We start from the raw sequence: 23,489 nt of genomic DNA on the forward strand, positions 1-23,489 counted from the left end.
TTCTCAGGAAGACGATACATGAAGGAGAACAGAAGTAAACATAGAATATTAATTTTAGGAGCAAGCGGCTTTATTGGCAATGCCATTTATAAAGAGCTTTGCTCCTATTTTAATACTTTTGGGACGTACAATACCAATAGAAAAGAGTTTGAAGATAACAAGCACTTTTTTCAATATAATGTTGAAGAAGATGATGTTTTTGAAATTCTTGAAGCTGTACGACCTACTATTATTATTTCAGCATTGCGAGGCGATTTTTCAGCACAGGTTATTGCACATAATCATATGGCCGAATATATTGTAGCCACAAATACAAGACTCTTTTTTATATCTTCTGCCAATGTTTTCGATGCTTACAGTCAGTTTCCTAGTTACGAATTAGACAAAACGTTAAGTCAAAGTGTATACGGGCATTTCAAAATTAAAATTGAAAATATGCTCATGCGATTACCCGTAGAACAAGTGGCTATATTAAGATTACCTATGGTTTTTGGAGCACATTCTCCAAGAATAAAGGAAATTAAACAGCATTTACACGAAAAAACACCAATTGAGATTTTCCCGAATTTAATAATGAATGTGACTACAGATTCTAAAATCACGCAACAGATTCATTATTTAATCAACAGAAACGAATACGGGATTTTTCATTTGGGAAGTTCAGATTTAGTACATCACGATGATTTTATTGCCGAAATTATTTCATCTATCGGATTATTTAACCCGATTTTAAAACAAGTTTACACCACAAATAACGATCGTTATTTAGCTGTTTTACCAAAAGAAAATCTATTACCCAAACACTTACATGTTTTAAGCAAACAAATATTAACAGAACTAGAAGTCTGATTGATTTTAAGCTTAAAAAGCACTATTTTTAAGCGCACAAAAAAGAAATTAATTATGAGTAAATTATCAGAAGACGATATTGAAAAACGTTTATTACAATTTCCGGAATGGGAATATTATGAAGACGCCATACATGCCGAATTTGAATTTGATAACTTTAAAGACTGTTTTAGTGCCATGAGCAGAATAGCTTTCGATTGTGAAGCATTAAATCATCATCCAGAATGGACTAATGTGTATAATGTACTTACTATAACATTAACGACACACAGCGAAAATGGAGTTACAGACAAAGATTTCAAATTAGCAGAAGCTATAGAAGCTATTGTTGAACCAGAAGACGATTAAATTTAACACAGTTGGTATTATTTTCTTTAAATTTGCAACCGACTTAATACAAAATTAAAATACATAAGAAATGGGAAGAGCTTTTGAATTTCGTAAAGCACGCAAAATGAAACGTTGGTCTGCCATGAGTAAAGCATTTACTCGTATTGGAAAAGACATTGTAATGGCTGTTAAAGAAGGTGGTCCTGATCCGGATAGTAACTCTCGTTTAAGGGCGGTTATCCAGAATGCGAAGTCCATTAACATGCCTAAAGACAATGTAGAACGTGCCATAAAACGTGCAAGCGACAAGAGTTTAGGTGATTTTAAAGAAGTTCTTTTTGAAGGCTATGCTCCTCATGGAATTGCTATTTTAGTAGAAACAGCTACCGATAATAATACAAGAACTGTAGCTAATGTACGTAGTTATTTTAATAAGTGCGACGGAAGCTTAGGAACTTCGGGTTCTGTAGTATTTATGTTCGACCATACTTGTAATTTTAGAATTAATGGTGAAGGCTTAGATCCTGAAGAATTAGAATTAGAATTAATTGATTTTGGTGCGGAAGAAATTTTCGCCGACGACGATGGTATTATGATATATGCCCCTTTTGAAAGCTTTGGAGCAATTCAAGCAGAATTAGAATCTAGAAAACTAGAAATTCTATCTTCTGGTTTTGAGCGTATCCCTCAAGTTACAAAAGAATTATCTAAAGAAGACGCAGCTGATGTTGACAAACTTTTAGAGAAAATTGAAGAAGATGATGACGTGCAAAACGTGTACCACACGATGCAGGAATCTACCGATGAGGAAGAATAGAATTTTCTTAACATAAAAAAGGTATTAAAGAGGGCAATGAACACGTCCTCTTTTTTTTTACTCAAATCTTGATATATAATCAATATGAATAAAATTTTAAAACCTATAAATAACTGATTAGGGTTTTGTAAATTTGGAATCCTTAAAAACATTTACTTATATTAATATATGTCTTACATTAAGCGCATAGAATCAGAATTATCGCAATTACAACACGAAATTCGTCATCATAAATTATACGACGTCCTTCAGACTACGGAGGATGTAAAATTGTTCATGGAGCACCACGTCTACACGACATGGGATTTTATGTCGTTAGTAAAGACATTACAATTGCAGTATACTTCTTTTAAACTACCATGGGTACCAAATCAAAATCCTGAGATTTTCAAGTTCATAAATGAAATCGTTGCCGCCGAAGAAAGTGATGTTAACGAGTTGGGTCAGACCAAAAGTCATTTTGAAATGTATCTAGACGGTATGACACAAATTGGTGCCAACACGACGCTTATAACGACTTTTACAGAACTTATCGAGAATAAAATACCTGTTTCTAAAGCTGCTAAATTGGTATATATTCCTGATTTTATCAAGAACTTTATTGAGTTTACTTTTAATATTATTGAAAAAGAGAAACCTCATGTTATGGCTGCTGTATTTATTTTTGGAAGAGAAGATATAAACTCAGAAAAAGTTTTAAATGTGGTTAGCACTATTGAAACCGAAGAAACTCCGTGTACAAAACTTACCTTTTTATTAAACCGATACTTGTTTTTAAAACAGGAAAATCATCGTGCGGTAGCCTATAAAATGCTTCATGAACTTTGTGGTACAGATATGGTAAAATGGGAAGAGGTTTTAACCGTTGCTAAAGAAGCATTAGAACACAGAATGATACTTTGGGATAATATTTACAACATCTTAAAAACACAAAAAGAAGAGTTAGCATAACCCGACGCTCCTCTATTTCACATCTTTTATAACCGTTTTAAGCTATGAATTGGATTTTACTAGTAATCGCTGGCCTATTCGAAGTCGGTTTTGCAACTTGTTTAGGAAAAGCAAAATATGCAGAAGGCAGTGTAGCGACTTATTGGTATATTGGTTTTTTAATATGCTTAACCATAAGTATGACTCTTTTAGTTAAAGCAACCGAAACCTTACCAATCGGAACGGCTTATGCGGTTTGGACAGGAATTGGTGCTGTAGGAACAGTTTTAGTCGGTATTTTTATATTTAAAGAACCAGCAGATTTTTGGCGTGTATTCTTTATTTCAACTTTAATTCTTTCAATTTTAGGACTAAAATACGTGTCGCATTAATCGACGTCGAAACTGTATTCTGGAACTTTACCTTTTACACCTCTAAAGAAGTTTTTCATATATATAAAATCGGCTTCCATATTGTCGGTTGGATAAAAGGGCTCTGAAATTTTATTTTGCTTTTTACCAAAATCAAATGTCACCATAACGATAGGCACATGTGCTTCTTTAGCAATATAATAAAATCCAGATTTCCATTCTGTTACTTTTTTTCGTGTGCCTTCAGGCGCTAAACTTAGTCGAAGCTCGTTATGTGTTTCAAACATTTTAGCGATAGATTGCACTTTATTTTGCCCAGGAGTTCTATCTAATGCTACACCTCCAACTTGTTTAAGGTACCACCCTAACACACCTTTAAAAAGCTCTTTTTTTCCTATAAAATTTATAGGTGTATCTTTTATTCTTCGAAGTAATAAACCAATATAAAAGTCGTGCCAACTGGTGTGCGGCACAGCAATTATCATATACTTTTTTAAATCAGCAGGAAAATCTCCTACGACTTTCCATTTCATGATTTTATAATAAATAAATGTATAAAGCGATTTCATCATATCTTTTTACTTTAAAAGTATAGCTACATCTGCTCGTACATCGTGCGCAACTTCTCTCTAGTTATTGTTTTTTGCCAATTCGATCCAAGTGCATTTTCCCAAAGCGGTACTAATCCTAAAGCCACATCAATCATTATATTAAAATCAGAATCACTTAAATTCTTACAAATGTCTTGTGGTAATTCAATATTATGTTTGGATTTCATGGCTTTAAAAAGCGCCACGCCTTCAGGATAAAACTCTTCTAACTGATCGAAAACGATACAATTTCCAACACCGTGTTTTGTTCCTAATAAATAAGACAAACCATAGCTCATAGCATGTGCAATACCCACTTGAGAATATGCAATGCTCATTCCTCCGTGCCAAGATGCCATCATTAATTTATCTTGAGCATCTTTTTTCGACAAATCGTCTCCCAAGAAAATCTCTTTACATAACTCTAATGCTTTCTCTCCATAACTCTGACTGAATGCATTAAGATAGGTACCTGTTAACGATTCAATACAATGAATATAGCAATCCATACCTGTATAAAACCACTGCTGTTTAGGCACATCGCCAATTAGTTCTGGATCTAAAAGCACCTGATTAAAGGGCGTAAAATCTGAGTTAATTCCTAATTTCTTTTCTGGACCTGTTAATACAGTTGTACGAGACACTTCTGCCCCGGTACCCGAAATTGTAGGAATCCCCACATGATAAATCGCTGGTCTTCTAACTAAATCCCAGCCCTGATATTCGTGCGTTTCACCTTCATTAGTTAACATAATAGCCACCGCTTTTGCTAAATCTAAAAGCGTACCACCTCCTATTCCTATAATTCCGGAAGGTCGATCTTTAAACTTTAATATAATATGTTCAACTAAGGCATCTACTTGCGATGTTTTAGGTTCTTCTTCGGCCGAAATAAAAATAATTTCATCTTCGTAAGACAACGGTATTCTTGAGGTCAACTTATCGTTACCCTGAAATACGTCATCTACTAAAAAGATAAATGGTGCGTTTACATTTAAACGTTTCAGAAGTAAAATTTCTTCTAATTGATTAAAACTACCTCGTCCAAAAACGACATTGGACACCATTGGAAAATTTTTAAAATTCATTATATATTGCGTAATAATGTATGTTTATCTTATTTTAAAAACGGTAACAAATCCGATAATTGCTGCACCGTTTTATAGGCCTTACCGTTTGTTTCTTGTTCTGTTACCTGCTCATGAATCCATGTCGTATGAAATGGTACATGAACGGCCTGTGCTCTGATATTTATTAATGGTAGGATATCCGATTTTAAGGAATTCCCTACCATTAGAAACGTCGCTGGATCGATATTTAAATGATTCAATAAATTTGAATAATTTTCCTCCTTTTTATCACTTACGACTTCTATATGATGAAAATAATCTAGTAATCCAGATTGCTTTAACTTACGTTCTTGATCTAATAAATCGCCTTTTGTAATCACTATTAAACGATACGATACTGATAGTGTTTTTAGAACAGATTCTACGCCATCTAACAATTCGACAGGCTTATTAATCATGTCTTTTCCAATATCCAAAATTGCTTTTATCGTGGTATTAGAAACAGTATTATTAGATAATTCTAGAGCTAATTCGACCATAGATAGCACAAAACCTTTTATACCATATCCATAAATTGGTAGGTTTTTAAGTTCCATTTTGAATAACTCTTGATCGATTTGATTTTTGGTTTCAAACTTCGATAACAACTTACCAAATGCTTCCTCGGCATCTCTAAAATAAGTTTCGTTAACCCAAAGTGTATCATCGGCGTCAAAACCAATAACTTTAATGTTACTGTAATCTATTTCCATAATTTTTTAGCACGTTCTAAATCTTCAGGCGTATCAATTTCTACACCTTGAACATCTGTTTCCACCATTTTAATGCGCTTTCCATATTCTAAATAACGAATACATTCAATTTTCTCTGAAGCTTCTAAAGGCATCATTGGTAATTTATAAAAATCTAAAATCGCATCTTTTCTAAAGGCATAAACTCCTTTATGCTTAAAATATTTTACACCAACTTCTTTATCACGTGGATAAGGAATTGGACTTCTAGAAAAATACAAAGCGAAATTGAAATTATCGACAATTACCTTTACGGTATTCGGATTATTAATTTCGTCCTGCTCTGTAATATGAACCATTAAAGAAGCTAAATCAATTTGCTTTTCTGCATCATCTTTAAAGACTTCTATTAATTTACGTAACGATTCCACATCTGTAAAAGGCTCGTCGCCTTGAACATTAACAACAATATCTATATCTAAATCTGCTACAGCTTCAGCAATACGATCACTACCACATTCGTGTTCTTTAATACTCATTATAGCTTTACCTCCATTATCTATAATTTCTTTATAAATAATAGCGCTGTCTGTAACTACAATAACATCATCGAATAAATTAGTAGCAACAGTCGCTTCGTAAGTCCGCAGAATAACTGTTTTTCCACCTAAATCTTGCATTAACTTCCCAGGAAATCGAGACGCGCTATATCGCGCAGGAATCATTGAAATTATCTTCATATAATAAAACTAAATCAGTTTCAAAAATAGGACATTTATAGAACAAAATTGGTGTGCTTCCTCCTAAACTTTTTATAAGACTGCATTCTAAACTACGTTCTTTTAAATAATATATAATGGCACACATTAATTATGCCCATTTTTTGTATCTTCCTTAAAATTTTAATTAAAAAAACAAATTCATGTCTGGGATATTAGATTTATTAAATAGTGACTTAGGAAAAGGTCTTGTTAGCAACCTTGCTGGTCAAACAGGTCAGGACACCAACAAAACAGGAGATTTACTTACTATGGCACTACCTGTGCTTATGCAAGCAATGAATAGAAACGCGACAGCCTCTCCAGAAGGAGCTGACAGTATCTTAAATGCTTTAAATGATAAACACGATGGCAGCATTCTAGATAACTTAGAGGGTTATTTTAATGGTGGTGTAGACGAAAGTGAAATTGCCGAAGGAAGCAATGTATTACACAGTGTATTAGGCGCAAAACAGTCTAATGTAGAAAATGCTTTAAGTCTGAAATCTGGAATAGATTCCGGGACTGTATCTCAAATTCTAAAAATGGCAACGCCACTTATTATGGGATATTTAGCTCAACAAAAAAATAAAAATAACGTCACTAATTCAAGCGATCTAGGAAGCATGCTAGGTGGATTGGTTCAAGGAAATTCTCCGCAACAAGAACAAGGTTTCTTAGAGTCTATTTTAGATGCCGATGGTGACGGTAGTGTTATAGACGATGTTGCTGGTATGTTCTTAGACGGAAAAACAAATACGGATAAAAATAGTGGTATCGGTGGCATGTTAGGTAATCTACTTAAATAAAAAAATCAATTTATATATATAAAGCCAAGCACACATTGCTTGGCTTTTTTATGTCTTAACATAACGTTTATAAAAGTGTGAACTAAAAATTGTATTTTTAATAAAATGCATGTAAATATGAAAACTCTATTGTTCGTTATTGTAATTAGTCTATGTTGTATTGCTTGTAATGCGACTAAACCAAATAGGACTATTTCTCAAATTAATTCGGAAGTAAATAGTTCAGAAAATGATACCATAAGAATTGAAAACGACAGCCTAGAATACGAAGTTCTTATTATAGAACCCGGATTTAATAGTTGGTTATTAAGTACCGCTAAACCTGAAGGTTATTATTCGCAGCAGTATTTAGAAACTAAAAATTACATTTATGTTGTAGAATGGAACAACAGAGTTCGAATGCCTTCCCGTTTCGATCCAAATTTATACGAATTAACCATCGATTACAGACCAGATATAGATTACGGCTACGAAGTGAATTACAAAATGTATAATTATTTCATTTATTTTCAGATAAAATACAATCAGAAATTGTCTGGCGCTTTTCCTAGAATTTAATATATATTTGCAGCTGAAATTATTTATGGAAAAATTCAAACAACATTGGGAAATCAAAAACAATTGGCAATTCATCTTTCCAATTACTGGATTCCTGATTCTTATATACAGTGCCTTTAAAATTTCCCGTTTAATTTTTGGGAACGATAATAATATTCTACTTGCTATATGCACAGCAGTATTAACGTTTGTGTTTTTAAAATTCTTTTTATTTCTTTTTAAAAAATTAGAAAACAAATGGGTTTTAGATTATAAATGGGAAATGATTCGTGTGTTCATGGTTTTTGCAGTTACCGGATCTTCGTCCCTATTTATCGGACGTCCAATTATTAAGTGGATTGGTATTACTAAAGATAATTTGAGTCCGTTTTTATACTGGACATTATACATTCTTGTAGGTATCATTTTTTACCAAATACTATTAGTCTTCTACGGATGGCTTTTCGGTCAGTTTGAATTTTTCTGGAAGTTTGAAAAGAAAATGCTACGACGTTTCGGGTTAAAACGTTTTGTAGATTAATATGCATGAATTAAAAAAACATATCGTTTTTAAAATTTTCACAGTTGTTTTAGTTATCGCTTTGTTAACTCCAGCTTTTGTAAAGTTTTCGCATGTATTCGAACATCATAAACGCGAAGTGTGCCATGGCGAAAACCAAACACATTTACATACTGCAGATATCGATTGTGAATTCTATAAATTTCAATTAAATCATCATTTTACAATTCCTGTTTTCATTGCAGATATTCCTTTTGTTGAAGAAAACCATGAATTAATATCATCTCAATATAACTTCCTAAGTACGTTTCAATTGCGTCACTTTTCCTTAAGAGGACCTCCCCTTTACATTTAAAACTAGACTAATAAGCTGATTATTATCAGCATTTTAACTTATTTTAAATATAACAACAATGAGATTATTCTTAATTATGTTATTATGTTTTATAGCATCGCCTGTCGTTGCACAAAACATAATACAAGGTCGAGTTACTGAAGACGCGACAACAACTCCTATACCATATATAGACGTTTATTTTCCACAACTTGAAAAAGGTGGTGTAACAGACGAAAATGGAAACTTCAAAATAAAGAACCTCCCGTCGGGAACCTATAAATTGGTATGTTCGTCTATGGGATACGAAACTTATTCTAAAAACATTACAATACCCTATACTGGAGATTTATTAATTACATTAAAAACTTCGGTCACAGAAATGGAAGAAGTTATAGTTTCTACACCATTTCATAAATTACAGCGCGACAACGTGATGAAAGTAGAGCAGGCTAAAATTTCCGATTTAAAAGCTAGTGGTGCGGTAACCCTTGCTGAAGGGATTACAAATATTCCTGGAGTAGAAAGTATTACCACAGGGATGAGTATTGGAAAACCTGTAATTAGAGGACTTAGCTCTAACCGTGTTTTGGTTTACACCCAAGGTGTACGTTTAGAAAATCAGCAATTTGGAGACGAACATGGTCTAGGTTTAAACGATGCCGGAATTGAAAGTGTCGAAGTTATTAAAGGCCCTGCGTCCCTACTCTATGGTAGTGATGCTTTAGGTGGTGTATTGTATTTAAATCCTGAGCGTTTTGCTGCACAAGATGAAACCCACGGTGATTTTGGAGTCACGTATTATGGCAATACGCAAGGACTGAGTTCTAACTTAGGGTATAAAACGTCTGGTAACGGATTTAAATTTTTAATTCGTGGTAGTATGGCAGAACATGCCGATTACGACACTAAAGATTACCGTGTAACCAATACGCGATTTAAAGAAAAGGATTTAAAAGCAGGTTTCGGATATCAAGATACACACTTTAAAACCGAAGTGAGATACAATTTAAACGATTCTAAAATAGGAATTCCAGAAGGTGTCGGTGCGCAATCGACAAACAAAACACCGCTGTTACCTTACCAAAAAATTACGAATCATATCTTTAGTTCTAAGTCTAATATCTTTTTTAAAGATTCTAGTTTAGATGTCACTTTAGGTTATTTATATAACGATAGAAAAGAATTTGAAGAAGAACATGATCACGACGATCATGAAGGTGAAGACGATCATGATGACCATGATCACGATACAGATGATGCTATTGATGATCATGATGAATTAGATCCTGCACTTCATATGAAGTTAAAAACGTTTAACTACGATGTAAAATATCATATGCCAGTATTAGGAAAGTTTGAAACCATCGTTGGCGCTCAAGGCATGCACCAAACGAACACCAACTACGGAGAAGAAACTTTAATTCCTAATGCAACCACTAACGATTTTGGTGTTTTAGCCATGTCTCACATTCATTTCGATAACATGGATATACAATTAGGGGCTCGTTTTGACAACAGAACAATTGCTACTGAAGACAATTTAGATAAAACGTTTAATAGTTTTAATGGTGCTGCAGGTCTAAAAACCGATATCGCAAAAAACACCGCTTTACGTTTAAATGTAGCTACTGGTTTTAGAGCTCCAAACCTTGCGGAATTAACCTCTTACGGTGCTCATGAAGGGACAAATCGTTTCGAAATCGGTGATTCCAATTTGGAAACCGAACAGAATATTCAAACAGATTTAGCTTTAGAATATAAAAACAGACATATTGAAGTGTATGTAAACGGATTTTACAACAAAGTAAATAATTACATCTATCTATCTCCTAATGGAGAATTGATAAATGACGATCCAGTATATTTATACCTTCAAGATGATGCCGCTTTATATGGAGGTGAAGTTGGAATTCATTACCACCCGCACCCAATACATTGGTTACATTTGCAAAGTAGTTTTGAAACGGTTACAGGGAAACAAGATGCGGGAGACTATTTACCTTTAATTCCAGCTAATAATTTTAAAAACACAATTCGTGTAGAGTTTGAAAACAATTGGATTCAAAAAGGGTTTGCTTTTGTAAAATTAAGTTCCACTTTATCACAAAAGCATGTGAGTGCCTTTGAAACCAATACCAATGGATATAATCTTTTAAGTACAGGTATTGGAGGAGATTTTCAAGTATTTAAAAACACTTTAAATGTAAGTATTACAGGAAGTAATTTAACCGATAAACAATATATTAACCATTTATCTAGATTAAAGTCTGACGGTATTTATAATATAGGAAGAAACTTTAGTGTAGGCTTAACGTATAAAATATAAAGTAGGAATCTCAATTCATTTAATCATCAAAAAAGTCCCTTAAACTAGGGACTTTTTTGATCTTAATACTTTGGTCTTGTCTGTACTGGAGCTAAACACATAAGTGTAAAACCACATTAATGTAAATGTTGGTATAATGTCTAATCCGGGCATGGCTTCTTCTAAAAACGAGATCCCGGCAGCTATTTTTCCTGATTGTCCTTTATATAATTTGGTCATAATATAAGCTGAAATGGGCGCCCAAATAATATCAGAAAACTCCCCTATTCCAGGAATAATAAAACTTAAAAATCCCACTGAATCTAGAAGTAGAGACAAGGCTAATTTTTTATAATTTTTAGTATTAGGCATATTTATAGTTTAGTGTTATATAACACTCTAATTGCAAGAAATATACCAAATAATTTTTATGACAAATCTGCACTTATCAACTTTAAGAACTCATTTCTAGTTTCAATTTTTTCAAACTGTCCACGAAACCCTGAAGTTGTGGTTACCGAATTTTGTTTTTGCACACCACGCATCATCATACACATATGGCTCGCTTCAATAACAACAGCAACTCCTTGTGGTTTTAACGTATCGTTTATACAATCTAAAATTTGTTTAGTTAGGCGTTCTTGCACTTGCAAGCGTCTTGCAAATACATCTACAATTCTTGGTAATTTACTTAATCCTACAATATGGCCATTTGGAATGTACGCAATGTGTGCTTTTCCAAAAAATGGCAACATGTGGTGTTCGCAAAGAGAATATAATTCAATATTTTTCACAATTACCATTTCATTATACGATTCCTTAAACATGGCACTTTTTAAAATTTCAGCGGCATCTAAATCATATCCTTGAGTTAAAAACTGCATCGCTTTAGAAGCACGTTCGGGCGTTTTTTGTAAACCTTCACGAGAGGTGTCTTCGCCAATATCTTGAATAATATTCTCGTATTGTGTTTTTATACGATCTGTCGTTTCTAAATTATACTCTTCGTAATGTTTATATGGCATCGCTGTTTTATTTTGAGACATCAAAGGTAAAGATTTTAATCTTTACAGTTTTAAATTAAGCCATTTACCAAAAATAAAAATAACTAAATATGAATATAAAATCAGATCATAAAGTAAACATGAGTGGTATTAAAGCCTGTAAAAACAATATATAATACGACTAAAAATCTCCTGTAATCAAAATCTATTTAATTTTGTGAGATCGTTTTTAAAGTATTACTTTAATCAGCTTAATTATAATGCATGATTCAAGCAAAAAACATTCATAAATATTACGACGATTTTCATGTTCTAAAAGGTGTAAATCTTCATATTAAAAAAGGAGAAATCGTATCTATAGTCGGTGCATCCGGAGCAGGAAAGACAACCTTAATTCAAATTTTGGGAACATTAGATTCTCCTTCAAAAAAAGACGCTTGCGAACTCGTAATCAACGGTGTTAACATTCAAGATTTATCAGAAAAAGGACTCGCTAAATTTAGAAATGAACATATTGGTTTTATATTTCAATTCCATCAATTACTACCAGAGTTTACTGCTTTAGAAAACGTCTGTATTCCGGCTTATATTAAAGGAATTAATCCTAGTGAGGCAGAACCTAGAGCTAAAGAATTATTAGACTTTTTAGGGTTATCTCATCGTCAAAATCATAAACCTAACGAACTTTCCGGCGGAGAGCAACAGCGTGTTGCCGTAGCTCGTGCACTAATTAACAACCCGAGTTTAATCTTTGCCGACGAACCTTCAGGGAATTTAGATAGTGAGTCTGCAGAACAATTACACAGCTTATTTCTTAAATTACGCGAACAATTCGGGCAAACTTTTGTTATAGTTACTCATAATGAAGAATTAGCCAATTTAGCCGACAGAAAATTAGTAATGGTAGATGGAAATATTACAATCTAAAATAGAAAAATTCGCAAGTATAATTCAGCGTTTTATCACGTTTCTTAAAGCGCCAAATTTAGAAGACAAGAACCTATTTGTTGGATTTTCTAAAGTGAAAATATTTGTATCGGCACTTATTATAGCCTTCATTCTTAATTTTTGTTTCACCATCATTTTTTCAATAATTGAAACTATGGGGTATGTCAGTTTTGAAGATCACGCATCTACAAAGCTCTTCGAAGATTATCCGCCCTATATTATTGTTTTACTTGGTGTTTTTGTGGCTCCAATTATGGAAGAACTTATTTTTAGAGGCCCAATTACCTTATTTAAAACGAAACGATTTATTTATGTCTTTTATTTTTTTGCAATAACATTCGGCCTCATACATATCACAAACTTCGAAATCACTAGAAACGTATTAATTTTAGCCCCTATTTTAGTGGGGCCACAAATTGTAATCGGATTACTTTTAGGGGTGATTAGAATACAATACGGCCTAATCTACTCCATATTATTCCATGCCATTTACAACGGTATTTTAATTATTCCAGCCGTTTTATTTATGACATAATTATGACTAAAACTGAATTAAAAGAATTTCTAGACTCCAAAGTAATAGAGTACAATAATCCTAAATTTATTGAAAGCGACCCGATACAAATTCCGCATCAATTTAGTATAAAAGAAGATATTGAAATCTCTGGTTTTTTAACAGCAACCATCTCTTGGGGAAATCGAAAAAGCATTATTAAAAATGCTAATCATATGATGGAGCTACTTGACAATGCGCCATATGATTTTGTAATGAATCATTCTGAAGCAGATTTAGAAACCCTAAGTGCTTTTGTTCATCGGACGTTTAATGGCTCTGATTTTGCGCAATTTATTACAAGTATAAAACACATTTATTCCCAACATAACGGATTAGAACTACTCTTTGCCAAACACGCAGAACCAGATTCTTTACAACCCGCTATCCATCAGTTTAAAAAGATGTTTTTTGAAGCAGAGCATTTACCTCGCACACAAAAACACATTAGCGACCCGATGAAAAATTCTGCCGCGAAGCGTATTAATATGTTCCTAAGATGGATGATTAGAAACGATACTACTGGCGTAGATTTTGGTATTTGGAACACCCTCTCTCCTGCCCAGTTATCTTGTCCGTTAGATGTGCATTCTGGAAATGTAGCCCGGAAATTAAAATTATTATCTAGAAAACAAAACGATGGGAAAGCGCTAAACGAATTAGATCTTGCCTTACGTAAACTCGACAAAACAGATCCTGTAAAATACGATTTTGCCTTATTTGGACTTGGAGTGTTCGAAGGGTTTTAACCTTCATTTTATTATATTTATAAGCTTATATTATTATTCAACTTCAAAAAATATTTTTCATGAAACACGTTTACTCCCTTTTTTTAATGCTATTTACACTATGTGCTTTTTCGCAATCTCGAAAAATCCCCATTGATACGATGGTTGTAACCACACATACTACATCCATTAAAAATAAAAGTATTACATACACTGCAACTACGGGAACACAACCTGTTTGGGACAAAAAAGGTGATCCTATGGCGACCCTTTATTATACATATTACGAACGCACCAATGTTAAAGATAAAGCCAGCCGACCTCTGCTTATTTCATTTAACGGCGGACCTGGTTCTGCCTCTGTTTGGATGCATATTGCTTACACTGGTCCTAAAGTTTTAAATCTTGACGACGAAGGCTACCCAGTTCAGCCTTATGGTGTAAAAGACAATCCAAATTCTATTTTAGATATTGCAGATATAGTGTATGTTAATCCTGTAAATACAGGGTATTCCAGAATGATTGCGGATAAAGAAGGTAAGCTTCCTGAGCGTGATAACTTTTTCGGAATAAATGCCGATATTAAATATTTGGCCGAATGGGTAAACACCTTTGTCACACGAAAAAACCGTTGGGAATCTCCTAAATATATTATTGGAGAGAGCTATGGAGGTACACGAGTTATGGGATTAGCAAAGGAATTACAATCTAGCCAATGGATGTATTTAAATGGTGTGATTATGGTATCGCCAGCAGATTATAAATTGTACAGTACAGGACAGCCCGTATATTCAGCTTTAAACTTACCGTATTTTGCCGCAACAGCTTGGTATCATAAAGTATTACCTCTAGAATTACAGCAGAAAGATTTATTAGAATTACTTCCTGAAGTCGAAAGTTATGCCATTAATAATCTGATGCCAGCTATAGCAAAAGGCGGTTTTATTTCTGAAACCGAAAAGCAAGAAGTCGCTAAAAAGGTAGCTCACTTTTCTGGATTAACGGAAAAGGAGGTATTACAATATAATTTAGAAGTGCCGACATCATATTTTTGGAAAGCCTTATTACGAGATAAATCAGGCCAAACAATCGGACGTTTAGATTCTAGATATTTAGGAATTGATAAAACAGACTCAGGAACATCTCCAGATTACAATGCAGAAATTAGCTCTTGGTCGCATTCTTTTACTCCTGCGATTAACTACTACATCAGGGAACATTTAAATTTTAAAACAGATATTAAATATAATATGTTTGGCAATGTGCACCCCTGGGATAAAAAAAACGATAATGTTAGAGATGATTTAAGACAAGCTATGGCAGAAAACCCATATTTAAAAGTACTTATTCAATCTGGATATTACGATGGCGCAACTACTTATTTTGCGGCCAAATACACCATGGGACAAATAGACCCAAGTGGAAAATTAAAAGACCGTTTTACCTTTAAAGGGTATAGAAGCGGACATATGATGTATCTTAGAAAAGATGATTTAATTTCTGCTAATGATGATATCCGTGAATTTATAGAACACGCTTCAAGCAAAGGAAAAGCTGCTAAATATACTAGAGATTAAGACGTATTCTAGACATTATAAAGTACAAATAAGCTCCGTTGTTAAAATACGGAGCTTATTTATTTAAACAGCCTGCAAGCGCTTTGTCTTAACATTTTACTCAACTCTAATTGCATAAGACTACTCAATCATCGGATTAAAATAATTTAAATTATTATTATATTTAAGCATAAGATAGCTCTTTAATTAGCGATAAATAAATACACACAAAATGAATCCATATATAATATCAGCTGAATGGCTTAACGAAAAATTAAATACTGAAAATCTAATTATTTTGGATTGCACACTGCAGAATCAGCTTTTAAAACAGCCTTTAGAGATTCAAAATATTCAGATTAAAGATGCGAGATATTTCGACCTTAAATTTAAGTTTAGCGATTTAAGCGACCCGTTTCCTACAGCATATCCTTCTCCATCTCAATTTGAAATTGAGGCACAACACTTAGGTATAAATACAAATAGTACCATTGTAGTTTACGATGCAAATGGCATTTATTCTAGTCCGCGTGTGTGGTGGTTATTTAAATCGATGGGACACCAGGAGGTTTATGTTTTAGATGGCGGTTTACCAGAATGGATAAGAAATGATTTTCCTACAGAAATAAAGGAGGCAACACCATATCCAAAGGGAAATTTTCAAGCTAAATTGAATCCTGAAATCGTTCGGAAATTTGATGCTGTATGCGATAATCTAGCCACTCAAGACGAACTCGTTATCGATGTGCGCTCTGAAAATCGATTTAACGGATTAGTTAAAGAACCTCGCGAAGGACTTAGAAGCGGACAAATTGATCATTCAATCAATATACCGTATACAAAAGTGCTTAATAATGGAAAATTTGAAAGCGAAGAACACCTGAAACACCTTTTTAAACCCTTAGAAAACGAAGAGCGACCTGTCATTTTTAGTTGTGGATCTGGCATAACAGCATGTGTTATGTATTTAGCTTCCGAAGGCATATTAAAAAACAAAAAAGCGGTGTATGATGGCTCATGGACAGAATGGGGAGACAAAGTAAAAGCGTAGTGTTATTTCTAAGTTCGTAAACTAAAACATCTATTTATTTCGACCGATACCAAAAACCACCAAATGAAACATAGTATAATACTCTTTGCGTTTTGCGTATTCCTGTTGTCTTGTAAGCAACAAAACAAGGATCAGGAAGTAACTAAGTTAAACACCATTGCGTTACAAGACACTTTAACGAAACATTTAAATACAGCCTATAAGCAAGATGCTATTATGGGATTTTCGGTGGCTATAGTCGATAAAAACGGACTGATATACGACAACGGTTTCGGTCATACAGATCTTAAGCAAAAGCTTAATTATACGTCGTCTACAACTCAAAATATTGCTTCAATATCTAAAACACTAATTGGAATTTCGTTACTCAAAGCTCAAGAATTAGGAGCGTTACAGATCGACGATCCTATAAATAAATATTTACCGTTTAAAGTTGTAAATCCGCATTATCCAGAAACTCCAATTTTAATTAAACACTTAGCTTATCATACGTCTTCCATAACCGATTTAGAAGATATCTATGATAAATCCTATATCTTAACGAAATCTGAGCATGAAGAACATGAAGGTGTTTTTAACTATTTTAATCTACCAAACACCAGGATTTCAGCCTTACAATTCTTTCAGAATGGCTTATCTAAAGATGGATCTTGGTATACTGAAGACACGTTTTTAAAATCTAAACCAGGAGATCAAAGAGCATACTCAAATATTGCAGCCGCACTTTGTGCTCAAATTATCGCAAATGCAACGGGGAAAGACTATCGAGAATTTACCAAAGATTATATTTTGAAACCGCTGAAAATGAATGATTCCGGATGGTCAAATACCGACATTGATAGTACAAACCGTTCAAAATTATTTTTAGACAAAACCATGACAGTTGCCGATTATTCTTTAATCACTTTTGCCGATGGCGGATTTATAACTTCTAGTAAGGACCTCGGTTTATTATTATCCGAATTTATAAAAGCCTATCAAGGCAACGGAACGATACTGCATAAAGATAGCTACGCAACCTTATTTAAAAAACAATACTATACCTCCGAAGAAAACTTAGAATCCTATGGTGTATTTCTAGAGTTTAGAGATGGATTCTTTAAGAATAAAGGTGATTTAATTGGCCATAATGGTTCTGACCCTGGAGTTATGACCGCAATGTACTTTGACCCCAATACGGCATTAGGAAAAATAATGATTATAAACACAGAAACCGATTATAAAGATGACGTTTGGCCAGAAGTAGAATCTATTTGGACGGCATTATCAGATTTTGAAACGAATTTAAACCTTCAGAAATAAAAATATAACTGGGGTTATTTAATCCTTATAATTTATCCTCTAGAATATAAAAAATAACCGCCTCCAATAACTAAAAGAGGAGATGCAATGGCTAAAAGGATAATGGTCCATCTATATAATCCCCAAAAAGACACAACTTTTCTTTGGTCACCGTTTTTGGCGTAAATGATCATTACAGAATCGCCCACTTGATATGGTGAAGGATTAGTACTTATTTGACTATTAAACACTACCGATTCATTATCACGATCTGTATATTCAAAAACAGGTTTATATGTATAGCCGTTATCTCCACGATTTCTTATTAAGTCTATAACTATTGCTTTAGTACTAATGCCATCAGACTGTAACGTTTTGGTTGCATTATAGCTCTTAAGTGCAAAAAATATTAGGATAATAGAAACACTTAACATTCCACTGTATACATACTCAATCATTTTCATGTTATTTAAATTAAAACAGAGCATCAAAAATACAAAAAGGGAACAGCATTTATATGTAATGCTGCTCCCTTTTATCTAATCTATTTTTAACGGAGGTTATGTCTTGAAACGCTCCATTATAACAACATATCTATTTTGTAAAATCAGCTTTAGTTAAGCCGTTATTAAATGAAATGTCTGTCCAATTTACTAAAATCCAAGGTTCATCTGTAACTTCGGCATCCCAATTCGACGCTTTGTATTTACGTTTTGTTGGCAATAATATACCATCGATATTTTCGTATTGTAATTCCATTAATAACGGATCTGATTTTCCGAAATCCATTACCGTAAATAGAAACTGATCCACCAATTTTGTCTCTTTATTAATATATAATTGGTAAATATCTTTTGGCTTCCCATCGGGAGATTCGAACGTTACTTTTACAACATCGTATTCCAAATCACCTACAGTTTGTTCTTTTACATATTCGTAAATCACACCTGGATCTAATAATTTGGGCATCATTGTAAACCAATAAAAATTAGTTGGTCTATTAAAAGCGACACGTTTTAAGTACATAGAATCTGTTAATACTTTACCTTCATGCTTTAACCAATATTCGCTACCATCGTAACCTTGTTCGATAGTACCTTCTAAATTTGCAAGCGATCTTTCGTGTTTTATATACTTGCCGTAAGATAACTCTCCATTAAACATATATTTTTCTGTAGTCACATCGGTTTTACCATCTGGAGTTTGGTAAGTATAGGTGTAAACAACATCTTTTCTATTCATTAGTTTACTGTAATCCCCTACTTCCTTGGTCATTCTGTAAACCAACTCATGTCCTTTATTCATAAACTCTGGAGCCGTCTTATTAACTTCTTGAGTAGGGATCTCTTGTTTCACTTCTTTCTTTTCATTTTTACAGGAAGTTAAAGTAAAAATGGAAATCATACCAATTGCTAAAATTTTTCTCATGTTGTTTTTTTCTATTGTTAGTACAAAATTAATGGGATTAGTGGCTTTACAAACTATTTCCTTACATCTATTTATAAATCAATTTCTAACCTTCAAAATCAAATTCATATTTTTAAATAATTACTAAAAAAACTAAACAGACAATTGCATATGTTTGTATTAGAAATTAAAATACTAGCGAAACCTCCTTCTTATAGACATCTATTATGAAAACACTAAAACTTTTACTTTTATTAGTAGTATTACCTTTATTTAATTCTTGCGGTTTAAAACCTATTTCTTCAGAATATACCTTTGTTAAAACAGATATAGACCATGTAAATATAGATGAATTAGGAGATGGAAACGTCCTTATTTATAGTGGCGCTAATATATTACATACGGTAGATAATACGGCGAGATTAAATGTTTGGATTGATAATATCCCATTAGGACAAATTAGACCAAGTGAATATGCTATTCTAAACTTTAAACCTAAGGCTTATCAGTTTAAATTACTTCATATCGATTTTGTAAACATGAAAAGTGAACATACCGTTGAAATTGATAAAAACACAAAAGTGATTATGATTAAACCGACTGTAACTTCTAATAAACTAGAAGTCACGAACCAACTGCCACCAAAGTTTGAGAAGTATAAATATGCGGAAAAAAGATAGTATTAAATCCCTTCTTTTTCAATAACGTAATATAATTGAAATCAATCAGGCTATAAAATTATTATAAATCATAATAACGACGGTTGCTGTTACAAAAATGGTTAAAATCATATTTGTCTGTTTTAACGTCTTGTTTTCTTTTTTAAGTTTTTCAATTTCATTATCTATGTCCATAGCGTATTTTAGTATTTCTAATTAGTGTACCGTAAAAATAGAACAATTGCTTTAAGCCTTATTAATTCTTCTTCAGAATTTATTTATATTTGATGTGTAATGAAATTTTTAGCATACATATTAGCCTTTATGGTCTTGTCGCTCTCGGTTAAATCTGGGAATGACGAGTTGTTACTAACTTCTGAGGTTCAAAAACCATGTTGTGCAATTTCTTCTGCTCCTGTTTCTGAAACTGAAAACACAGAACATCAAAAATCTAAAGGCAGTACAGACAATTGTAATCCGTTTAAAGCGTGTTGTTCTTGCCTATTAGTAAGTTTTAATTATCCTTTTTCACTAGAACCTTATATTGCAATTTCGACTGAGCAATTTTTCGGATATCAATCGTATTTAGCTTCACAATTTATTTCTGATTTTTGGCAACCGCCACAATTTGTTTAAGACCAATTTTAGTAGTCATACCGAATCGCACGTTCGATTCAAAACTCATTTTAAACAAATCAAAATATCAGAACACATGAAATTATCACATATTTTCGCATTAGCAATTACATTAGCCTCAACAACAGCAACTTTCGCACAATCTTCAGAAGAAAAAACAGAAATCACAGCATCCACCAAAACCATTTCACCAAAAGTTAAGGGGATTACATGCTCTAGTGATTTAAAAACTATTTCTGCCAATGTCCAAAAATTGGAAGGCGTGAATGCCTGTGTGGCAGGAAAAACAGGGCCCACAACACAATTCGAAATTGCATTTAATCCAACTTTAGTATCCGAACAAGATATCTTTACTGCGATTAAAAACACAGCAGGTTGTGAAGATCCAAACGACAGACCTTACAAAGTAAAACAGTAAATACCTTTAGTCAAGGTGTAAATTAATTACACTTTGCTTGTTTCACTTTAAAATTCAATCAATGAAAATATTCATATTCATTGTTGGTTTACTGTTTCCCTATGTTTTGTCGGCACAATACATTTCAGGAAAAGTGACCAACAGTAATAACGAACCATTAGCGGGTGCAAGTCTGCATTGGAAAAACACAGCTATTGGCATCACAACAGATATTAATGGTCACTATAAATTGACCGCTAAAGACATATCTAAAAACACACTAATTGTGAGTTATGTTGGGCATGTTTCTCAAGTACTAGAAATTAGCGATCAATCCGAAATAAATGTCATTTTAAAAGAATCGGAATCTTTAGATGAAGTCGTTATTAAGAGTCAGCGCGATGGTGTTATTATCTCTAGTTTAAGTCCGATAAAAACAGAGCTGCTAACTCAAACCGAATTGACAAAAGCGGCGTGTTGTGATTTGGCGGGGTGTTTTGAAACACAAACTACAGTCCAAGCTCAAACCACAAATGTGATTACAAATTCTAAAGAGCTACGTATTCTTGGGCTTTCAGGTGTTTACAATCAGGTGTTAATTAATGGTTTTCCTATGATTCAAGGTTTAAGCTATACTTATGGTATTAGTAGTATTCCTGGCACTTTAGTCGATAATATTTATATCTCTAAAGGTGCAAATAGTGTCCTTCAAGGTTTTGAAAGTATTAGCGGACAAATAAACGTGGAAACCAAAGACCCTAAAAATGCAGAAATGCTTTTACTGAATGCCTATATCAATAGTTTTTCAGAAACACATTTAAATGCCAACTACGCGTTTACAAAAGGAAAATGGAGCAATCTTACTGCAGTTTCTACGGTGCAACCGGCTAATGCATTTGACAAAGACGATGATACCTTCTTAGATTTACCAAAACTAACCCGCTATATGGTTTTTAATACCTTAAAGTATGGTAACGAAGCGCATTGGGGTTGGAATAGTGAATTGGGAATACGTTTTGTAAACGAACAGCGTATTGGCGGACAGACTAATTTTAATGCAGATACAGACAAAGGCAGTCATGAAATTTATGGGCAGACGGTTAATATTAATCAGCCTGAAGTATGGAGTAAAACAGGGTTTAGAATGAACGACCAACATAATTTTGTGCTGTATGCTTCTAGTTTTTATCAGAATCAGAACTCGTATTTCGGAACGGTAAAATATAATGCCGAACAGACTAATTTCTTTGCGAACATGCAACATGAATTTAATTATGACACGCATGTTTTAAAATCAGGTATCAGTTTTAAGCATTTAAATAGCGATGAGGATGTTGCATTTACATACAATGCTTTAAACAGAACTTATGACGGCGATTATTTTAGAAATGAAAATATAATCGGTGCATTTGCTGAAAATACCATGACATTTTTAGACGATAAATTAACGTGGATTGCCGGTATTCGTATCGATAACCATAATGAATTTGGAACCAAAGTAACACCACGTACACTTTTAAAATACGATATTACGCCAAAAACAATTATCCGTGCCAATGTAGGTACAGGTTGGCGTACTGTAAATTTATTTAGTGAAAATATTGGTTTATTGGTAAGTTCTAGAGATATCGTTTTTAAGGAAGCCTTAGAACCAGAACACGCATTGAATACCGGAATAAATATCACTCAGAAATTTGACACCGAAAATGTGAATGGTTTCTTTAGTGCAGACTTCTATCATACGAATTTTAAAAACCAGATCTTTCCTGATTACGACACCGATCCGACAAAAGCAATTATCGAAAATTTTAGAGGAAAAAGTATAAGTAACGTATTTCAGGCAGAAGTATCGCTAAATTTATATGAACAATTCGAATTTAAAACGGGATACAGTTTTATAGATGTCTATCGTGAAATAGAGGGCAAAAAAGAACTTTTACCTTTCAATCCGAAACATAAAATAGTGACAAATTTAGGATACAAACCACTGTCCAATAGATTTAGAATAGATGTGAACTTTCATTGGTATGGCGAGCAACGTTTACCCAATACACAAAGTAATCCCGAAATTTATAGACGCCCAGATTTTTCTGAAGACTATTCCATTTTAAATGCTCAATTTACCTATAATTTAAATCGCGTTGAACTGTATACCGGTTGCGAAAATATTTTCAATTTTAGACAAGAACAGCCTATTTTAAGTTGGCAGGATCCGTTTGGTGAATATTTTGATACCAGTTCGGTTTGGGGCCCAACACGTGGAAGAGAATTTTATTTAGGTGTGCGCTATAAAATTCCGAGTAAATAAAATTAAC

The 23,489-nt window shown here is 33.3% G+C and carries 28 protein-coding genes; 20 read left to right on the forward strand and 8 right to left on the reverse strand.

All coding sequences use genetic code 11. The features are described 5' to 3' along the window. The first annotated feature begins 18 nt into the window (after positions 1 to 18). The 5 genes from ACFFVB_RS11915 to ACFFVB_RS11935 all read left to right on the forward strand — a co-directional run bounded on the left by ACFFVB_RS11915 (position 19) and on the right by ACFFVB_RS11935 (position 3,318). Positions 19 to 849, forward strand: a complete 831-nt coding sequence (locus ACFFVB_RS11915; RefSeq protein ID WP_382383059.1) for a sugar nucleotide-binding protein — start codon at positions 19 to 21, stop codon at positions 847 to 849. A 54-nt stretch (positions 850 to 903) separates the two neighbouring features. Then, entirely contained in the window at positions 904 to 1,197 is a 294-nt protein-coding gene (locus ACFFVB_RS11920; protein ID WP_382383060.1) for a 4a-hydroxytetrahydrobiopterin dehydratase, read from the forward strand. 70 nt (positions 1,198 to 1,267) lie between these two features. Next, positions 1,268 to 1,996 carry a YebC/PmpR family DNA-binding transcriptional regulator gene (locus ACFFVB_RS11925; RefSeq protein ID WP_382383062.1) on the forward strand — a complete coding sequence of 243 codons (729 nt, stop codon included), beginning with the start codon at positions 1,268 to 1,270 and terminating at the stop codon, positions 1,994 to 1,996. Between the two features lie 168 nt (positions 1,997 to 2,164). After that, positions 2,165 to 2,947 (forward strand): DUF3050 domain-containing protein, encoded by a 783-nt coding sequence (locus ACFFVB_RS11930; protein ID WP_382383064.1) that lies wholly within the window; start codon positions 2,165 to 2,167, stop codon positions 2,945 to 2,947. 44 nt (positions 2,948 to 2,991) lie between these two features. After that, complete coding sequence (locus tag ACFFVB_RS11935; RefSeq protein ID WP_382383066.1) at positions 2,992 to 3,318, forward strand: DMT family transporter; 327 nt, start codon at positions 2,992 to 2,994, stop codon at positions 3,316 to 3,318. Here ACFFVB_RS11935 and ACFFVB_RS11940 read toward each other — a convergent pair. From ACFFVB_RS11940 to kdsB, 4 genes are all read right to left on the reverse strand, one after another. Continuing rightward, positions 3,315 to 3,830: a 1-acyl-sn-glycerol-3-phosphate acyltransferase gene (locus ACFFVB_RS11940; protein WP_382383067.1), complete on the reverse strand. Its 516-nt coding sequence runs from the start codon at positions 3,828 to 3,830 to the stop codon at positions 3,315 to 3,317. The genes ACFFVB_RS11935 and ACFFVB_RS11940 overlap by 4 nt on opposite strands. 62 nt (positions 3,831 to 3,892) lie before the next feature. Next, positions 3,893 to 4,975, reverse strand: a complete 1,083-nt coding sequence (locus ACFFVB_RS11945; protein WP_382383069.1) for an iron-containing alcohol dehydrogenase family protein — start codon at positions 4,973 to 4,975, stop codon at positions 3,893 to 3,895. Between the two features lie 29 nt (positions 4,976 to 5,004). Continuing rightward, positions 5,005 to 5,709, reverse strand: a complete 705-nt coding sequence (locus ACFFVB_RS11950) for an HAD family hydrolase (RefSeq protein WP_382383071.1) — start codon at positions 5,707 to 5,709, stop codon at positions 5,005 to 5,007. Then, entirely contained in the window at positions 5,700 to 6,428 is a 729-nt protein-coding gene (kdsB, locus tag ACFFVB_RS11955; RefSeq protein ID WP_382383073.1) for a 3-deoxy-manno-octulosonate cytidylyltransferase, read from the reverse strand. The genes ACFFVB_RS11950 and kdsB overlap by 10 nt, the downstream gene beginning before the upstream one ends. A 182-nt stretch (positions 6,429 to 6,610) precedes the next feature. On the opposite strand from kdsB, the gene ACFFVB_RS11960 reads away from it, so the two are divergent. From ACFFVB_RS11960 to ACFFVB_RS11980, 5 genes are all read left to right on the forward strand, one after another. Beyond that, the gene (locus tag ACFFVB_RS11960; RefSeq protein ID WP_382383075.1) at positions 6,611 to 7,255 is read left to right on the forward strand and encodes a DUF937 domain-containing protein; all 645 of its coding nucleotides are present in this window, start codon (positions 6,611 to 6,613) and stop codon (positions 7,253 to 7,255) included. A gap of 117 nt (positions 7,256 to 7,372) precedes the next feature. After that, on the forward strand, positions 7,373 to 7,813 hold the full coding sequence (locus tag ACFFVB_RS11965) for a DUF6146 family protein (protein ID WP_382383077.1): 441 nt from the start codon (positions 7,373 to 7,375) through the stop codon (positions 7,811 to 7,813). A gap of 25 nt (positions 7,814 to 7,838) precedes the next feature. Further along, a complete protein-coding gene (locus ACFFVB_RS11970) occupies positions 7,839 to 8,333 on the forward strand; it encodes a DUF6787 family protein (RefSeq protein ID WP_382383079.1) in 495 nt (164 codons plus the stop codon). Between the two features lies 1 nt (position 8,334). Beyond that, positions 8,335 to 8,667 carry a hypothetical protein gene (locus tag ACFFVB_RS11975; protein WP_382383080.1) on the forward strand — a complete coding sequence of 111 codons (333 nt, stop codon included), beginning with the start codon at positions 8,335 to 8,337 and terminating at the stop codon, positions 8,665 to 8,667. A 58-nt stretch (positions 8,668 to 8,725) separates the two neighbouring features. Next, positions 8,726 to 10,975, forward strand: coding sequence for a TonB-dependent receptor (locus ACFFVB_RS11980; RefSeq protein WP_382383082.1), 2,250 nt, complete (start codon positions 8,726 to 8,728; stop codon positions 10,973 to 10,975). Positions 10,976 to 11,014: 39 nt separating this feature from the next. Here ACFFVB_RS11980 and ACFFVB_RS11985 read toward each other — a convergent pair whose 3' ends face one another. After that, a complete protein-coding gene (locus tag ACFFVB_RS11985) occupies positions 11,015 to 11,326 on the reverse strand; it encodes a hypothetical protein (protein ID WP_382383084.1) in 312 nt (103 codons plus the stop codon). 56 nt (positions 11,327 to 11,382) lie between these two features. Further along, positions 11,383 to 11,979, reverse strand: coding sequence for a GTP cyclohydrolase I FolE (gene folE / locus ACFFVB_RS11990; protein ID WP_382383864.1), 597 nt, complete (start codon positions 11,977 to 11,979; stop codon positions 11,383 to 11,385). A gap of 243 nt (positions 11,980 to 12,222) precedes the next feature. Between folE and ACFFVB_RS11995 the strand changes: the two genes are divergently transcribed. From ACFFVB_RS11995 to ACFFVB_RS12020, 6 genes are all read left to right on the forward strand, one after another. Next, positions 12,223 to 12,885 carry an ABC transporter ATP-binding protein gene (locus tag ACFFVB_RS11995; RefSeq protein WP_382383086.1) on the forward strand — a complete coding sequence of 221 codons (663 nt, stop codon included), beginning with the start codon at positions 12,223 to 12,225 and terminating at the stop codon, positions 12,883 to 12,885. After that, positions 12,866 to 13,441 carry a CPBP family intramembrane glutamic endopeptidase gene (locus ACFFVB_RS12000; protein WP_382383088.1) on the forward strand — a complete coding sequence of 192 codons (576 nt, stop codon included), beginning with the start codon at positions 12,866 to 12,868 and terminating at the stop codon, positions 13,439 to 13,441. The genes ACFFVB_RS11995 and ACFFVB_RS12000 overlap by 20 nt, the downstream gene beginning before the upstream one ends. Positions 13,442 to 13,443: 2 nt before the next feature. Beyond that, a complete protein-coding gene (locus tag ACFFVB_RS12005) occupies positions 13,444 to 14,208 on the forward strand; it encodes a TIGR02757 family protein (protein ID WP_382383090.1) in 765 nt (254 codons plus the stop codon). A gap of 59 nt (positions 14,209 to 14,267) precedes the next feature. Next, a complete protein-coding gene (locus ACFFVB_RS12010) occupies positions 14,268 to 15,764 on the forward strand; it encodes a S10 family peptidase (protein WP_382383092.1) in 1,497 nt (498 codons plus the stop codon). Positions 15,765 to 15,975: 211 nt separating this feature from the next. Continuing rightward, positions 15,976 to 16,794: a sulfurtransferase gene (locus tag ACFFVB_RS12015; protein ID WP_382383094.1), complete on the forward strand. Its 819-nt coding sequence runs from the start codon at positions 15,976 to 15,978 to the stop codon at positions 16,792 to 16,794. 63 nt (positions 16,795 to 16,857) lie between these two features. Beyond that, entirely contained in the window at positions 16,858 to 18,096 is a 1,239-nt protein-coding gene (locus ACFFVB_RS12020; protein ID WP_382383096.1) for a serine hydrolase domain-containing protein, read from the forward strand. A 32-nt stretch (positions 18,097 to 18,128) separates the two neighbouring features. Here the strand turns inward: ACFFVB_RS12020 and ACFFVB_RS12025 are convergent, their stop codons facing one another. Both ACFFVB_RS12025 and ACFFVB_RS12030 read right to left on the reverse strand, forming a co-directional pair. Next, positions 18,129 to 18,533: a DUF3592 domain-containing protein gene (locus ACFFVB_RS12025; protein ID WP_382383098.1), complete on the reverse strand. Its 405-nt coding sequence runs from the start codon at positions 18,531 to 18,533 to the stop codon at positions 18,129 to 18,131. Between the two features lie 136 nt (positions 18,534 to 18,669). Then, positions 18,670 to 19,503, reverse strand: a complete 834-nt coding sequence (locus ACFFVB_RS12030) for a DUF6503 family protein (RefSeq protein ID WP_382383100.1) — start codon at positions 19,501 to 19,503, stop codon at positions 18,670 to 18,672. Between the two features lie 206 nt (positions 19,504 to 19,709). On the opposite strand from ACFFVB_RS12030, the gene ACFFVB_RS12035 reads away from it, so the two are divergent. The 4 genes from ACFFVB_RS12035 to ACFFVB_RS12050 all read left to right on the forward strand — a co-directional run bounded on the left by ACFFVB_RS12035 (position 19,710) and on the right by ACFFVB_RS12050 (position 23,482). Next, positions 19,710 to 20,162, forward strand: coding sequence for a hypothetical protein (locus ACFFVB_RS12035; protein ID WP_382383102.1), 453 nt, complete (start codon positions 19,710 to 19,712; stop codon positions 20,160 to 20,162). Between the two features lie 273 nt (positions 20,163 to 20,435). Further along, entirely contained in the window at positions 20,436 to 20,777 is a 342-nt protein-coding gene (locus ACFFVB_RS12040; RefSeq protein ID WP_382383104.1) for a hypothetical protein, read from the forward strand. A 76-nt stretch (positions 20,778 to 20,853) separates the two neighbouring features. Then, the gene (locus ACFFVB_RS12045) at positions 20,854 to 21,195 is read left to right on the forward strand and encodes a hypothetical protein (RefSeq protein WP_382383106.1); all 342 of its coding nucleotides are present in this window, start codon (positions 20,854 to 20,856) and stop codon (positions 21,193 to 21,195) included. A gap of 61 nt (positions 21,196 to 21,256) precedes the next feature. Further along, positions 21,257 to 23,482 carry a TonB-dependent receptor gene (locus tag ACFFVB_RS12050; RefSeq protein ID WP_382383108.1) on the forward strand — a complete coding sequence of 742 codons (2,226 nt, stop codon included), beginning with the start codon at positions 21,257 to 21,259 and terminating at the stop codon, positions 23,480 to 23,482. The last annotated feature ends 7 nt before the right edge of the window (positions 23,483 to 23,489 follow it).

Source organism: Formosa undariae (genome assembly GCF_042427615.1).
GTDB classification, from domain to species: domain Bacteria; phylum Bacteroidota; class Bacteroidia; order Flavobacteriales; family Flavobacteriaceae; genus Formosa; species Formosa undariae.